The organism is Rhodococcus koreensis (genome assembly GCF_017068375.1).
Classification (GTDB): domain Bacteria; phylum Actinomycetota; class Actinomycetes; order Mycobacteriales; family Mycobacteriaceae; genus Rhodococcus_F; species Rhodococcus_F koreensis.
On the sequence record NZ_CP070609.1, the window covers coordinates 6,821,987 to 6,835,966 of the forward strand.

At 68.4% G+C, this 13,980-nt stretch carries 15 protein-coding genes; 8 read left to right on the forward strand and 7 right to left on the reverse strand.

Going from position 1 to position 13,980, the window contains the following annotated elements; all coding sequences use genetic code 11:
- Positions 1-3: 3 nt before the first annotated feature.
- On the reverse strand, positions 4-483 hold the full coding sequence (soxR, locus tag JWS14_RS30945) for a redox-sensitive transcriptional activator SoxR (protein ID WP_072941138.1): 480 nt from the start codon (positions 481-483) through the stop codon (positions 4-6).
- A gap of 42 nt (positions 484-525) precedes the next feature.
- Positions 526-1,056 carry a nitrobindin family protein gene (locus JWS14_RS30950; RefSeq protein ID WP_072941137.1) on the reverse strand — a complete coding sequence of 177 codons (531 nt, stop codon included), beginning with the start codon at positions 1,054-1,056 and terminating at the stop codon, positions 526-528.
- A 108-nt stretch (positions 1,057-1,164) separates the two neighbouring features.
- On the opposite strand from JWS14_RS30950, the gene arcA reads away from it, so the two are divergent.
- Positions 1,165-2,382: an arginine deiminase gene (gene arcA / locus JWS14_RS30955; RefSeq protein WP_095861218.1), complete on the forward strand. Its 1,218-nt coding sequence runs from the start codon at positions 1,165-1,167 to the stop codon at positions 2,380-2,382.
- A gap of 68 nt (positions 2,383-2,450) precedes the next feature.
- On the opposite strand, the gene arsC is transcribed toward arcA, so the two are convergent.
- Positions 2,451-2,798, reverse strand: a complete 348-nt coding sequence (gene arsC / locus JWS14_RS30960; protein WP_476748561.1) for an arsenate reductase (glutaredoxin) — start codon at positions 2,796-2,798, stop codon at positions 2,451-2,453.
- A gap of 97 nt (positions 2,799-2,895) precedes the next feature.
- Between arsC and JWS14_RS30965 the strand changes: the two genes are divergently transcribed.
- The 4 genes from JWS14_RS30965 (at position 2,896) to JWS14_RS30980 (ending at position 6,215) form a co-directional block, all read left to right on the forward strand.
- Positions 2,896-3,579, forward strand: coding sequence for an NAD(P)H-binding protein (locus JWS14_RS30965; RefSeq protein ID WP_095861217.1), 684 nt, complete (start codon positions 2,896-2,898; stop codon positions 3,577-3,579).
- A gap of 58 nt (positions 3,580-3,637) precedes the next feature.
- Positions 3,638-4,012 (forward strand): GntR family transcriptional regulator, encoded by a 375-nt coding sequence (locus tag JWS14_RS30970; protein WP_005238723.1) that lies wholly within the window; start codon positions 3,638-3,640, stop codon positions 4,010-4,012.
- A 49-nt stretch (positions 4,013-4,061) separates the two neighbouring features.
- Entirely contained in the window at positions 4,062-4,493 is a 432-nt protein-coding gene (locus JWS14_RS30975; protein ID WP_095861216.1) for a DoxX family protein, read from the forward strand.
- Between the two features lie 90 nt (positions 4,494-4,583).
- Positions 4,584-6,215 (forward strand): BCCT family transporter, encoded by a 1,632-nt coding sequence (locus tag JWS14_RS30980; protein ID WP_373560134.1) that lies wholly within the window; start codon positions 4,584-4,586, stop codon positions 6,213-6,215.
- A gap of 62 nt (positions 6,216-6,277) precedes the next feature.
- Here JWS14_RS30980 and JWS14_RS30985 read toward each other — a convergent pair whose 3' ends face one another.
- Positions 6,278-7,786 (reverse strand): dolichyl-phosphate-mannose--protein mannosyltransferase, encoded by a 1,509-nt coding sequence (locus JWS14_RS30985; protein ID WP_095861432.1) that lies wholly within the window; start codon positions 7,784-7,786, stop codon positions 6,278-6,280.
- Between the two features lie 74 nt (positions 7,787-7,860).
- Between JWS14_RS30985 and rsmI the strand changes: the two genes are divergently transcribed.
- A complete protein-coding gene (rsmI, locus tag JWS14_RS30990; RefSeq protein ID WP_072941126.1) occupies positions 7,861-8,691 on the forward strand; it encodes a 16S rRNA (cytidine(1402)-2'-O)-methyltransferase in 831 nt (276 codons plus the stop codon).
- Positions 8,692-8,705: 14 nt separating this feature from the next.
- Here the strand turns inward: rsmI and JWS14_RS30995 are convergent, their stop codons facing one another.
- Genes JWS14_RS30995 through JWS14_RS31005 form a run of 3 tightly spaced genes read right to left on the reverse strand, consistent with a single transcriptional unit; the run spans position 8,706 to position 12,455 of the window.
- Positions 8,706-9,941, reverse strand: coding sequence for a DUF2786 domain-containing protein (locus JWS14_RS30995; protein ID WP_072941123.1), 1,236 nt, complete (start codon positions 9,939-9,941; stop codon positions 8,706-8,708).
- A 46-nt stretch (positions 9,942-9,987) separates the two neighbouring features.
- Positions 9,988-11,547, reverse strand: a complete 1,560-nt coding sequence (metG, locus tag JWS14_RS31000) for a methionine--tRNA ligase (RefSeq protein WP_072941121.1) — start codon at positions 11,545-11,547, stop codon at positions 9,988-9,990.
- Between the two features lie 53 nt (positions 11,548-11,600).
- Positions 11,601-12,455 (reverse strand): SDR family oxidoreductase, encoded by an 855-nt coding sequence (locus JWS14_RS31005; RefSeq protein ID WP_095861214.1) that lies wholly within the window; start codon positions 12,453-12,455, stop codon positions 11,601-11,603.
- A 75-nt stretch (positions 12,456-12,530) separates the two neighbouring features.
- Here JWS14_RS31005 and JWS14_RS31010 point away from each other — a divergent pair, with 75 nt between their 5' ends.
- Together JWS14_RS31010 and JWS14_RS31015 are read left to right on the forward strand one after the other, a co-directional pair.
- On the forward strand, positions 12,531-13,373 hold the full coding sequence (locus tag JWS14_RS31010; protein ID WP_072941115.1) for a TatD family hydrolase: 843 nt from the start codon (positions 12,531-12,533) through the stop codon (positions 13,371-13,373).
- Positions 13,374-13,511: 138 nt separating this feature from the next.
- The gene (locus tag JWS14_RS31015) at positions 13,512-13,952 is read left to right on the forward strand and encodes a DoxX family protein (protein ID WP_072941112.1); all 441 of its coding nucleotides are present in this window, start codon (positions 13,512-13,514) and stop codon (positions 13,950-13,952) included.
- Positions 13,953-13,980: the final 28 nt, after the last annotated feature.

Sequence of the window (13,980 nt, forward strand, 5' to 3'; positions counted from 1 at the left end):
CGCTCACGCCCCCGGCGCGGGGCCGTCCAATTCGACGTCCAGCGTGCGGGCACCCGGCCCCGCAGTGCCCAGCCGGTCGTGGCTGTTGACGATCGCGCAACTCCCGAGCGACAGGCACCCGCAGCCGATGCAGCCGGTCAGGTTGTCGCGGAGACGGATCAGCTGCTCGATCCGCTGATCCAGATCGGCGTGCCACCGCGTCGACAGCTTCTCCCAGTCCTTCCGGTTCGGGGTGCGGCCCTCGGGGAGGGTCGCGAGGGCGTCCCGGATCTCGGCCAGCGGAATCCCGACCCGCTGGGCGATGCGGATGAACGCGACCCGCCGCAGCGTGTCCCGGCGATAGCGACGCTGATTGCCGGACGTCCGCCTGCTGGTGATCAGCCCCTCGCGCTCGTAGAAATGCAACGCCGACACCGCGACGCCACTGCGCTCCGACAGCTGTCCCGGCGTCAGTTCCTTCGCTCTCCACTCGGGCATCTCCACGACAGGCAACCTTTCACCGGGTTACCTGAACAATACTCGAGGTCAGTCGCGGCGGAGATGACCGTGGAGATGGTGTGTGAGCGGAGTCAGGTCGTGCGCCATCCACAGGTCGTATGTGAGGTCGCCGCCGCGCACCGACAACTGCCGCCGGATGCTGTGCACCGGTTTGGCGTCCGGGGACGCGCTCAGCGCCACCATCGACAACTCGATGATCCCCTCCCGGATCTGACCGCGGTGGATCTCGGTGAATCCGGTCGGCTGGGCGACGAGCAGTTCCGCCTCGTCCTCGGCGACGAGCCGCAGATACCCGGACTCCGAGTGCAACGGCCGCCCGGTGCCCGCCTCCCACGTCCGAGACCGGTACGCCAGGAACGGTTTACCGCTGGGAGCGAATTCGATCTCCTCGGTGTACGCAAAGTCGTCGATCGTCGGGTACGCACCCTCGCCCTCGCCGCGCCACAGACCGGCGAACGGCGCCAGGGCGGGCGGTACGGACGGAACCGGTGGTGTGGTCGCAGACGAACTCGCCGTCGCATCCGTGTGCGCCGGCGAGAGAGTCGAGTTCTCGTCCATGAGATACCTCCGCCGCTTCACGGTACTCGCCTGCGGGGCCGAGGGACACGGTCGGCGGCGGGAGCGTTTGAGCGTGCCTGCCGGGCCCGCCGGCATTACCGTCTAGACATGAACGCGTCGGGTTCTGCACCGCTGGGGGCCAACTCCGAAGTCGGGCAGCTGCGTGCCGTCCTCCTGCACCGGCCCGGGGACGAACTGAAGCGGCTGACACCCCGCAACAACGACCAACTGCTGTTCGACGGACTGCCCTGGGTCGACCGCGCACAGGAGGAGCACGACGCGTTCGCGGACCTCCTGCGCAGCCGCGGCGTCGAGGTCCTGCTGCTGTCCGACCTGCTCAGCGAGACACTCGGCGCCAGTGGAGCCGCCCGCATCCACGGCATCGGCGCGGCCGTCGACCCCCGGAAGCTGGGCCACACCCTGGCGCAGGAACTCGCCGCGCACCTCCGCGGCGTCCCGGCGCCCGAACTCTCGACCATCCTCACCGCAGGCATGACGTTCGACGAACTGCCCGTCGCCGCGAACACGGCGTCGCTGGTCCGTCGCATGCACCACGGCGGCGACTTCGTCATCGACCCGCTGCCCAACCTGCTGTTCACCCGCGACTCGTCGTTCTGGATCGGACCGCGCGTCGCGATCACCTCGCTGGCACTGCCCGCCCGCGTCCGCGAAACGTCCCTCACCGACATCATCTACGCCCACCACCCGCGTTTCCGGGGCGCGCGGCGCGCCTACGAATCCCACACGGCGCCCGTCGAAGGCGGCGATGTCCTGCTCCTGGCACCCGGCGTCGTCGCCGTCGGAGTGGGGGAGCGCACCACACCGGCCGGAGCCGAGGCGTTGGCGCGCAGCGTCTTCGAGGACGAACTGGCGCACACCGTGCTGGTGGTGCCCATCGCGCAGGCCCGGGCGTCGATGCACCTCGACACCGTGTGCACGATGGTCGACCACGACGCCGTCGTGATGTACCCGATCATCCAGGACACACTGTCGGCGTTCACCATTCACCGCGAGGACAACGGCGTGTCGATCCGCGGCGCCGACCCGTTCCTGAGCGCCGCCGCCGAGGCCATGGGCATCGGCAAACTGCGCGTCATCGACACCGGACTCGACAACGTCACCGCCGAACGCGAACAGTGGGACGACGGAAACAACACGCTCGCACTCGCCCCCGGCGTCGTCGTCGCCTACGAACGGAACGTCGAGACCAACGCCCGGCTCGAGGCGTCGGGCATCGAGGTACTGCGGATCGCCGGTTCCGAACTCGGTTCGGGCCGCGGCGGCCCCCGCTGCATGTCCTGCCCGGTCGCCCGCGACCCGCTGTAGGCGGCTCCGCCGCCCGTGCGTGGTTAGGGAGTGCAGGGACTCGTCAACCACGCACGGGCCCGGAGGGCCTAGAGGATGTCGCTGACCTTCGCGGCCGGGCGGGCGAGGACGGTGCCCCTGTCCGTCACGACGATCGGTCGCTCGATGAGGATGGGGTTGTCCACCATCGCTTCCAGCAGTTCGTCCTCGGACGCGTCGGCGAGCCCGAGTTCCTTGAAGACGGCCTCCTTCTTGCGGATCGCCTCGCTCGGTTTCAGGCCGGCGTCGTCGAGAAGTTTGCGCAATCCGTCCCGCGAGGGCGGGGTCTCGAGGTACTTCACGACGGTCGGCTCGATGCCCGCGTCCCGGATCAGTCCGAGGACCGTGCGGGACGTGCTGCAGCGCTGGTTGTGGTAGATGGTCGCGGTGTTCGCCATATCCGACATTCTGCACCCGGGGAACAAATGCGCCCGCACCGAGCGCTGAACCATGGGTAGTAACTCGTAACCAGTCGACGAAAGAGGGAGATCGATCATGGCCGAGTACCGGGACGCGGCTCCGCAGCGCATCGTCATCGCGGGTGGACACGGGAAGATCGCCCGTCACCTCATCAAGATCCTCACCGCCCGCGGTGACCGTGCGGTCGCGCTGATCCGCAACCCCGACCACGAGCACGAGGTCGCGGCACTCGGCGCCGAACCGGTGGTGATCGATCTGGAGACGGCGACCGCGGACGACGTCGCGAAGACCCTCGCCGGTGCGGACGCCGCGGTGTTCGCGGCCGGTGCCGGTCCGGGCAGCGGAATCGCCCGCAAGGACACCGTCGACCGCGGGGCCGCGGTGCTGCTCGCCGACGCCGCCGAAAAGGCGGGGACGCGGCGATTCGTTCAGGTCGGTTCGTTCGGGGCGGGTGAGCCGATCCCCGAAGGCACCGACGACGTGTTCGCCGCCTACCTGGTCGCGAAGACGGCAGCCGAGGAAGATCTGCGCGCCCGCACCCACCTGGACTGGACGATTCTCCGTCCGGGCGGTCTGCTCGACGACGACCCGACAGGTCACGTCACGCTCACCGCGCCTCCCCTCGAACGGGGCACCGTCACGCGCGCCGACGTCGCTGCGGTGGTCGCGGCGCTCCTGGACCACCCGAACACGGCGAAGAAGACGCTGATGCTGACGTCCGGTCCGACGTCGATCGAGGACGCCGTCGCCGCGCTGTAACCATTGCGGCGCCGCAACCGCGCAACTACGGTCTGATACAACGCGTGGAACAACGGAGGTGGCGCCGGCCGTGGACATCGACATCGACCCCGATTCGTCGACCGCCCCGTTCGACCAGTTGCGATTGCAGATCATCGAGCAGGTCCGCAGCGGGCAACTGATTGCGGGAACGAAGATTCCCACGGTCCGTGCGCTCGCCGTCGAGGTCGGCCTCGCACCGAACACGGTCGCCAAGGCGTACCGGGAACTCGGCGAGCAGGGTGTCATCGAAACCCGAGGCAAGCAGGGCACATTCATCGCGAGCGGCGGTGACCCCATTCGCGCCGGAGCCGAGAAGGCCGCAACAGGGTATGTGCAGGAACTGCGGAAGCTGGGGGTGTCCGACGAGGAGATACTCGGCTTCGTGCAGTCCGCTCTCCGCGGCGCCGAATGAGGACGGCGTCACATCCAGAAGTGTGACCACAGAAAGGTAGACGCTCGGTATGGCCTCCGCACTCTTCCGTGACCTCGCACTGTTGATCGCCCGGATCGGGCTCGGCGTGATCTTCGTCGCGCACGGCTGGCAGAAGTTCTTCGACTACGGAGTGACGGCCACCCAGGCGTCGTTCGCCGACATGGGCGTCCCGCGGCCCGACATCTCGGCTGTTGCGGCCGCCACTGTCGAACTCGCGGGTGGATTTGCTCTCATCGTGGGCATCGCCACACCGATCGCCGGAATCCTGCTGTTCCTCGACATGCTCGGGGCGCTGATTCTGGTGCACGCGGACAAGGGCGTCTTCGTCGCGAACGGCGGGTACGAACTCGTCGTCGCACTCGGCGTCGGGTCACTGTTACTCGCTGTGATCGGTGCCGGACGCCTCAGCATCGACGGGCTCCTCGGAAGAGGCTCGGGATGGGGCAAAACCGCAGCGTAACGATACCGTTCGGCGGGTCTCGATTCGGTGTGAAGCGGTGGGCTAGCTTGCTTTTACCATCGAAAATGACCAACGTAGTTGTTCATGGCAATGAATACTGATCTGCCTGATCAAGGTTCCGACACCGCTGACGCGGCCGTCGGCGGAGGGCTCAAACGGGTCGGTGTTCGCACCGATCACGTCGTGTTCTCGGCCGCCGCCGCCGCGGTCTCGGCAATCGTCGTCTGGGGGCTCGTGGCCCCCGACAATCTCGACACCACGACCGGTAAGGCGCTCGACTGGCTGGTCACCGACATGGGCTGGTTGTTCGTCCTGTCGGCGTCCGGGTTCGTCCTCTTCTCACTGTGGCTCGCGTTCAGCAAGTTCGGGCAGATTCCGCTCGGCAAGGACGGCGAGAAGCCCGAGTTCCGGACCGTCAGCTGGATCGCGATGATGTTCAGCGCCGGAATGGGCATCGGACTGATGTTCTTCGGTGTCGCCGAACCGCTCGCGCACTACGTGACACCCCCTCCGGGTTCCAGCGGTGGCATCGGAACTGCGATGGCCACCACCATGTTCCACTGGAGCCTGCACCCCTGGGCGATGTACGCGGTGGTCGGACTGTCGATCGCGTACGGCTCGTACCGCAAGGGTCGCAAGCAGCTGTTCAGCTCCGCATTCATCCCGCTGCTCGGCCGCCGCGCCGAGGGGCCGATCGGCAAGTTCATCGACGTCCTCGCGATCTTCGCGACGCTGTTCGGGACCGCCGCCTCGCTGGGTCTCGGCGCACTGCAGATCGGGTCCGGCTTCCAGGTCGTCGGGTGGATGTCGCAGGTCAGCACGTTCCTGCTGGTCGCCATCGTCGCCCTGCTGACCCTCGCGTTCGTGGCCTCGGCGGTGTCGGGTGTCGCCAAGGGAATCCAGTGGCTCTCCAACACCAACATGGTGCTCGCCATCATCCTGGCGCTGTTCGTGTTCGTCGTCGGACCGACGGTCCTGATCCTCAACCTGCTGCCCACCACGATCGGCGCCTACGCCGCGCAGCTCGCGCAGATGTCGGCCCGCACCGGCGCGTCCTCCGATCCGGCGACCGGCGAATGGTTGTCGTCGTGGACCATCTTCTACTGGGCATGGTGGATCTCCTGGACCCCCTTCGTGGGCATGTTCCTGGCCCGCATCAGCCGAGGCCGCACCATCCGGCAGTTCGTGGTCGGCGTGATCGTGGTGCCGAGCGCCGTGAGCCTCGTGTGGTTCGCGATCTTCGGCGGTGCGGGAATCAGCGAGCAGCGTGACGGAATCGACCTCGCCGGGCAGGACACCCAGGAGGGTCAGCTGTTCGGCATGCTCAACCACCTGCCGCTCACCGGCATCACCACCATCCTGGTGATGATCCTCGTGGCGATCTTCTTCGTCTCCGGCGCCGACGCCGCCTCGATGGTGATGGGCACCCTGTCGCAGCGCGGGTCGCTGGAACCGCAGCGATGGGTGGTCGTCTTCTGGGGTGTGCTCACCGGTGGTGTGGCCGCGCTCATCCTGTGGACCGGTGGCGACACCGCACTCGACGGACTGCAGACGATGACGATCATCGCTGCGGCGCCGTTCGTCATCGTGATGATCGGGTTGTGCTTCTCGCTGTACAAGGATCTGTCCCGTGACCAGATGATCGTCGACGGCCGGGAAATGCGGAGGGAGATGCGGAGAGTGGCGGCGAAGCGTCGTCGCGACCGGATCTCGTCCCGCTAGAGAAACAGTCTGCGAGCCGCCCGGGTCCCACGGGACCCGGGCGGCTCGACTCGTTCACGGTGTCAGCGCCAGCTGGGCAGCCATAGTTGGTGCTGCCACGTCTCCGGGGTGATCGGGACGGCCGTGAGGATCGGCCACAACCAGATGAAGTTGGCGACCACGAGCCCCACATAGAGGCAGACGGCGAGCAGGCCGGTGGTGCGGCGCTCGAACGACGCCCGCGCGCTGCCGAGGACGTCGCCCAGCACCAGCGCGATTCCCATCACCATGAACGGCGCCAGCGCCACCGCGTAGAAGTAGTACATCTGGCGGTCCAGGGTGGTCAGCCACGGCAGGAACGCGGCCCCGTAGCCGGTGAGGACGGTGGCGTACCGCCAGTCCTTCCGCACCACGGACTGCCACAGGGCCCACGCGAGCATCGGCAGTGCCAGCCACCACATGGCGGGCGTCCCGATGAGCATGACCGCCTTGACGCAACTCGACGCCCCGCAACCGGTGACGTGATCGCCCTCGGCGAAGTAGTACAGCATCGGGCGCAGACCCATCGGCCACGTCCACGGCTTCGACTCCCACGGGTGATGATTGCCCGCCGAATTGGTGAGGCCCGCGTGGAACTGGAGGACGTTGCCGCTGTAGTACCACAGCGACCGCAGCGCTGCCGGCACGAACGACCAGGTGCCGCCCGTCCCGATCTCGTTGCCCACGGCATGCCGGTCCACACCGGTCTCGCTGGCGAACCACGCCCAGTAACTGGCCAGATACACGAACAGCGGGACGACGACGAGCGCGTACAGCGCGGGGCCGATGTCGCGGACGCCGGCCCCGAACCACGGGCGGCGCACCCCGTAGGCGCGCCGGGCCGCCACATCGAAGGCGATGCTGAGCAGCCCGAAGAACACGATGAAGTAGACGCCCGACCACTTGGTGCCGCACGCCAGACCCAGCATGATCCCGGCGCCGAACCGCCACCAGCGCACACCGAGCCGCGGACCCCACTCGCTGTCGCCGATCCGGCCCTCGGCGTACACCCGGGCCATCCGCTCGCGGACCTGGTCGCGGTCCACGATCAGGCAGCCGAGCGCCGCCACCCCGAACAGGGCAAGGAAGATGTCGAGCATGCCGAGCCGGGACGAGACGAACGTCACCCCGTCCGCGACCAGCAGTATCCCGGCGAGACCGCCGATCAGAGTGGACCGCGTGAGCCGGCGGACGATCCGGATCACCAGCAGAACCATGATCGTGCCCGCCACGGCGGAGGCGAACCGCCAGCCCCAGCCGTTGTAGCCGAAGATCGCCTCGCCCATCGCGATCAGCTGTTTCCCGATCGGCGGATGCACCACCAGCCCGTAGCCGGGGTTGTCCTCGAGCCAGCCGCCGGTGAGCACCTGCCAGCCCTGCGGCGCGTAGTGCTTCTCGTCGAACACGGGAGTGCCCGCGTCGGTCGGGTACCCGAGCATCGTGAACCGGGTGATCGCCGCGATCGCCGTGACGAACAGCGTCACCACCCAGCCGCGGGCACGGTCGACGGGACCGAAGTCGGGGGGCGGCACGAGCGGCGCCGGTCCGACCATGGACGGCTGTCGTGCGGAGGGCGTCGGTCGCTCGTCCGTCAGCATCGTCACGCCGCAATCGTAGGCTGTGGGTCATGACTGGTCGCCTAGTGCTCGCCGCAACACCGATGGGGGACGTGGGTGACGCCTCGCCGAGGCTGCGTACGGCGCTCGGGACGGCAGATGTCGTCGCCGCCGAGGACACCCGCCGCACCAAAGCCCTCGCCTCCGCGCTCGAGGTGACAATCACCGGCAAGGTCGTCAGCTTCTACGACCAGGTCGAGACGGCCCGGCTGCCCGCCCTCGTCGCCGACGTCGCGTCCGGCAAGACCGTTCTCCTCGTCACCGATGCCGGCATGCCCTCCGTCAGCGATCCCGGGTACCGGCTGGTGTCGGCGTGCGTGGCCGAGGATCTGGCGGTGACGTGCCTGCCCGGACCGTCGGCGGTGACGACGGCACTCGCGCTGTCCGGGCTGCCCGTCGAACGGTTCTGCTTCGACGGCTTCCCGCCCCGCAAGCAGGGTCAGCGCAAGACGTGGTTGCAGGCCCTGGTCACCGAGCAACGCGCCTGCGTGTTCTTCGAGGCGCCGCACAGGCTCGCCGACTGCCTCGCGGACGCCGCCGACGTGCTCGGCGGCACCCGCCGCGCCGCCGTCTGCCGGGAGCTGACCAAGACCTACGAGGAGGTGCGCCGCGGCACCCTCGCCGAACTCGCCGAGTGGGCCGCCGAGGGCGTCCGCGGCGAGATCACAGTCGTGGTGGAGGGTGCCACCCTCGTCGCGTCCGACCCCGCCGACCTCGTCGACGAGGTGGAGCGACTGGTCGCCGACGGCACCCGGCTCAAGGACGCGTGCGCGCTCGTCGCCACCACCGGCGTGTCGAAGCGGGAACTCTACGAAACGGTGCTGGCGTCCCGGAAGGACTAGGCGGCAGGCGGGCGCTACCGCCGGAGGGCACGCTCCCCGGGCGCCAGCGACGCGTCGTCGGCGGCCGCCTGTCCGGCGTACCAGCCGTTGGCGTCGACGGCCCGGCCGCGCGCCTTCTTGGTCCGCGGAAACAGGCGGTCGAACTCGGCGTCCACGGCCTCCGACTTGGTGGCCAGGATCGGCAGCAGATCGGCGACGGGAATCGACGCCGCGTCGGCGGCGTCGGCCGTGGCCCGGCTGTCGGCGTCGCGCAACCGCTGCCCGATGCGGCTGGCGAAGCCCGCCAGGAAACCCTTCCGGAACGACGTCGTGCGCGAACCGCTGCGACTGTCGGCGTCCGCGAATTGCATTGCGCGCGTGGCCTGCACCAGCAGGGAGGTGAAGAGCATGTCGACCTGCTGGAGGTCGAGGGGGGTTCCGACCACGGTCGCGATGGCGAGCGAGCTGAACCACACGGTGCGCACCCGGTTGGAGTCGCCGATCTCCGTGAGAAGGTGCACCTTCTCCTTGACGTACGGATTCTCCAGGTGGATCCGGCGACTGTGCACCGCGGTGTTGCCCACCCCGTGCTGGGTGTGGAGGAGGGCCGCGTTGATCGCGTAGCGCGTCATCAACTCCTGCGCCTTCGCGGTGAAGATCTCCGCCTCCTCCGCGAAATCGGTGGCCTCGGCCTTGGCGAGCAGCCCGCGAATCCTGTTGAGCACCTTCGCGTCGGCCTCGGCCTCGCCCGGCATCGCCGCGGACGGGTCGGCGACCCGCACGACCGGCCACGTCGACGGCGGAGGAGTGAGCACCGTCCAGCCGGGCAGATTCGTCCACGACAGCGACAGGTCGGTCAGCTGGTAGACGGAGTGGTACGGGTCCTCGAACAGCAGCCCGGCGGCCAGGGCCCGAACGTCGGGACCGTCGACCGGAACCCGCGCCGCCAGGTGGGACGCGCCCGGGTACTGCTCGCCGATGGTGCGGAGTTGCTCCACCCAGTCCCGCGGCGCCCGGTGCGCGGCGCGGGTGCGCTCCGCCTCGTGCAGCACCAGGGCCGCCGCCAGCGCCGCGTCGGACGGCTCCTTCGATCTCCGCGCCAGATGCACGACGTCGGCGGGCTGCCACCCACGCTCGTACGCGCCCGACAACTCACCCATCAGGGTGTGGACTGCCGCGGCGGCCTGTGGGCTCACTTCGTCGTCGAACACGCGCGCTCCGTTCCCGAATCCACGGTGATGAGATCGAATGTATGTTCTATTCGGCGTCATGGGGAGAGTGTGCCTGCGGGGTCCGACAAGAACGGACCCGCGCTGATCAGTCCTCCACGTAGCGGGGGAACACGCCCGACGGTGCAGGCAGCGGGGTGCCCGCCACGACGCGCGTCGGAAGGTCGCTGAACTGCCGCGCGTCGCTCTTCTGACCCAGCAGGTCCAGGATCTTCTCCGCGGCGTCCGGCATCACCGGCTGCACGAGGACGCCCACGATCCGGACCACCTCGAGCGTCACGTACAGCACCGTCGCCATCCGCTCCGGATCCGTCTTCCGCAGCACCCAGGGCTCCTGCTTGGAGAAGTACCGGTTGGTCTCGCCGAGAACCGACCAGATCGCCTCCAGTGCGAGATGCAGTGCCTGGACGTCGTATTCGGCGCGCACCCGCTCCAGCAGCGCATCCGCCTGCGCGAGCATCGCCGCGTCGTCCTCGGTCAGCTCGCCGGGCGTCGGAACCTGCGCATCGCAGTTCTTCGCGACCATCGACAGCGAACGCTGGGCGAGGTTGCCGAGTTCGTTCGCCAGGTCGGCGTTGATCCGGGTGACGATGGCCTCGTGGCTGTAGCTGCCGTCCTGGCCGTAGGAGATCTCGCGGAGCAGGAAGAAGCGCACGGCGTCGAGGCCGTACTGCTCCACCATGGCGACGGGGTCGACGACGTTGCCGACCGACTTCGACATCTTCTCGCCCTTGTTGTAGAGGAACCCGTGCACGAAGACCCGCTTCGGCAACTCGATTCCCGCCGACATCAGGAATGCCGGCCAGTACACGGTGTGGAACCGGGTGATGTCCTTGCCGATGATGTGCAGGTTCGCCGGCCAGAACTTGCCGAACTGCTCGGAATCCGTGTCCGGGTATCCGGCGCCGGTGAGGTAGTTGGTGAGGGCGTCCACCCACACGTACATCACGTGCTCGGGGTGATCGGGCACCGGAACGCCCCAGTCGAACGTCGTCCGCGAGATCGACAGGTCCTTGAGACCACCCTTGACGAAGCTGACGATCTCGTTGCGCCGCGTCGCGGGCGCGATGAAGTCGGGATTCTCGTCGTAGAGGGCCAGCAGCTTGTCCTGGTACTCGGACAGCTTGAAGAAATACGTGGACTCCTCCGTCCACTCGACCGGGGTACCCGTCTCGGTGGACAAGCGCGAACCGTCCTCCTGCAGCGTGGTCTCGGCCTCGGTGTAGAACGCCTCGTCGCGGACCGAGTACCAGCCCGAGTACGTGTCGAGGTAGATGTCGCCGTTGTCGAGCATCTTCTGCCAGATCGCCTTGCTGGCTTCTTCGTGGTCGGCATCCGTCGTGCGGATGAACCGGTCGAAGGAGATGTTGAGCGTCTTGTCCATGGCCTCGAACACATCGGAGTTCCGCGCGGCGAGTTCGCGGACGTCGATGCCTTCCTTGGCCGCGGTCTGCTGCATCTTCAGACCGTGCTCGTCGGTTCCCGTCATGAAGAAGACGTCGAACCCGTCCAGACGCTTGAACCGTGCGAGGGCGTCGGAGGAGATGTACTCGTAGGCGTGGCCGATGTGCGGGACGCCGTTCGGGTACGCGATCGCCGTCGTCAGATAGAAAGGTGGCCGCGAGGCGGTGGAATCAGCAGCATTCATGGTGCGACCACTCTATCTGCGCGCCGACGTTTCGTGACGCGCAGATTCGGGATCTAGCCCGGGCCGGCGCCGTCCTCGCCGGTGACGGTGCGCGACTCGTACGCCGCGCGAGCCGACTTGTCCGTGGACCGCACCTGGTCGGGAACCATCCGCCGGACCGCGAAGTCGCGGGCGAACTGGGGAAACACGGTGACCAGCCGGGCCAGCGGCCCGACGTACCAGGGGATGGTCACTTCGAACCGGGGACGCCGGATCGCCGCGACCACCGCCTTCGCGACGTCGGCCGGCTTCAGCAGTTTGGCCGCACCCGTCGCCGTCCCGGCCGCGAGTTCGGTGTCCACGACCCCGGGCATGATCACCGAGATCTGCACACCCGAACCGCGCAGTTCCTCGCGGACCCCGGTCAGGTAGCCGAGAACCCCGTGCTTGGTGGCGGCGTACGTCGACTCGCCGGGCGGTGCGACCTTCGACGCCGCCGACGCCACCGTGACGATCTGGCCGCGGCCCCGCTCGCGCATCGCCGGGGCCGCCAGACGCACTCCCCGGATGACCCCGTGCAGGTTCACCGCGAGCTGCCGGTCCGTCGCGGACTCGGGTTCCTCGTCGAAGCTCCCGACCCACATGACGCCCGCATTGTTGACGAGCACGTCGAGCGGTCCCCAGTGATCCTCGACGGCCGCGAGGAACGCCGTGAACGACGCGGTGTCGGTCACGTCCAGTTCGAGGCCCTCGACCGTCCCGCCCGCCCGGCCGAGTTCGTCCGCCGTGCGCCGGGCCGCGGCACCGTCGACGTCGCCGATCGCGACCCGGGCGCCTGCGACGGCCAGCTGTCGGGCGATCTCCCTCCCGATTCCCCTCGCGCCGCCGGTCACCGCGATCACGCGGCCGTTCATCGAACTCGAAGTCATGGACACGGCTCCCTCCCCGTCGGGGTGAAAAGTACCGCATGTGACACGTGCGGTGGCGGCGTCGACAATGTCCGCATGAGCAAAGACCGTCCCGCCCCGGAAGCCCCTGCGCCGCTGTTCCCGCTCGTCGACTCGCACACGCACCTCGACGCGTGCGGTGCCTCGGACGCGGCGAGTGTCACGGCGATCGTCGACCGGGCGGCCGCGGTGGGGGTCGAACGGGTGGTCACGGTGGCCGACGACCTGGCGGCCGCGCAGTTCGCCGTCGACGCCGCCCACTGGGATCCCCGCGTCTACGCGGCCGTCGCCATCCACCCGACCCGGGCGAACGTGCTCGACGACGTGACCAGGGCGGAGATCGAGCGGCTCGCCGGTGATCCCCGGGTGGTCGCGGTAGGGGAGACGGGGCTCGACTTCTACTGGCCGGGGAAACTCGACGGCTGCGCCACCGTCCCCGAGCAGACCGACGGCTTCCGCTGGCACATCGACCTCGCGAAGCGGCTCGGCAAGACGCTGATGATCCACAACCGGGAGGCCGACCAGGCGCTGCTGCAGGTGCTGCGCGAGGAGGGAGCCCCGGAGACGGTGATCTTCCACTGCTTCTCCTCGGACGCCGAGATGGCGCGCGAGTGCGTCGACGCCGGTTACGTCCTCAGCTTCTCCGGCACCGTCAGCTTCAAGAACGCGAAGGCCCTGCGGGAGGCGGCACCGCTGGTGCCGTCGGATCAGCTGATCGTCGAGACGGATGCGCCGTTCCTCACCCCGCACCCGTTCCGGGGCGCTCCCAACGAGCCGTACTGCCTGCCGTACACGGTCCGGGCGCTCGCCGAGATCCGCGGCGAGGACCCGGACGACCTCGCGAAGGCGTCCACCGCGACCGCCGAGCGCGTGTACGGCCTCCGGCCCGTGAGTGGGTAGCGAGTCCCTGGACTCGTCGGGCGCGCACAGGGCCGCAGGCCTTAAGTTGAAGTTTCAACCTAGAGAACTTAGGATCGTTGCCTGTTCAACCAATGGTCGTCCCGGTCGCGCGGGGACACCTCGATGAAAGGCGCATCCATGAACAACCCCGCAGTTCGGAACCTGGGAATTCTCGTCGCCCGCCTGGGCATCGGCGTCATCTTCCTCGCTCACGGCTGGCAGAAGGCGTTCACCAACGGCCTCGACGCCCAGACCGCCGGCTTCGAGGCCATGGGAGTTCCGCTTCCGGGCATCTCGGCGTTCCTCGCGACGTGGATCGAGCTGATCGGCGGCATCGCGCTCATCGTCGGCGCCGCAGTCCCGGTCTTCGGGATCCTGCTGTTCCTCGACATGGTCGGCGCGTTCTTCCTCGTGCACATCGACAAGGGCATCTTCGCGAGCGAGGGCGGCTACGAACTGGTCCTGGCGCTCGGCGTCGGGTCGCTGCTGCTCGCCGTCGTCGGATCGGGCCGCTTCGGTGTCGACGGACTGCTCGGCGACAAGCTGCCGTGGGCTGCGAAGGAACCCGCCACCGTCTGACCCCCATGTGAGTGGCGAAGTGTGCCCC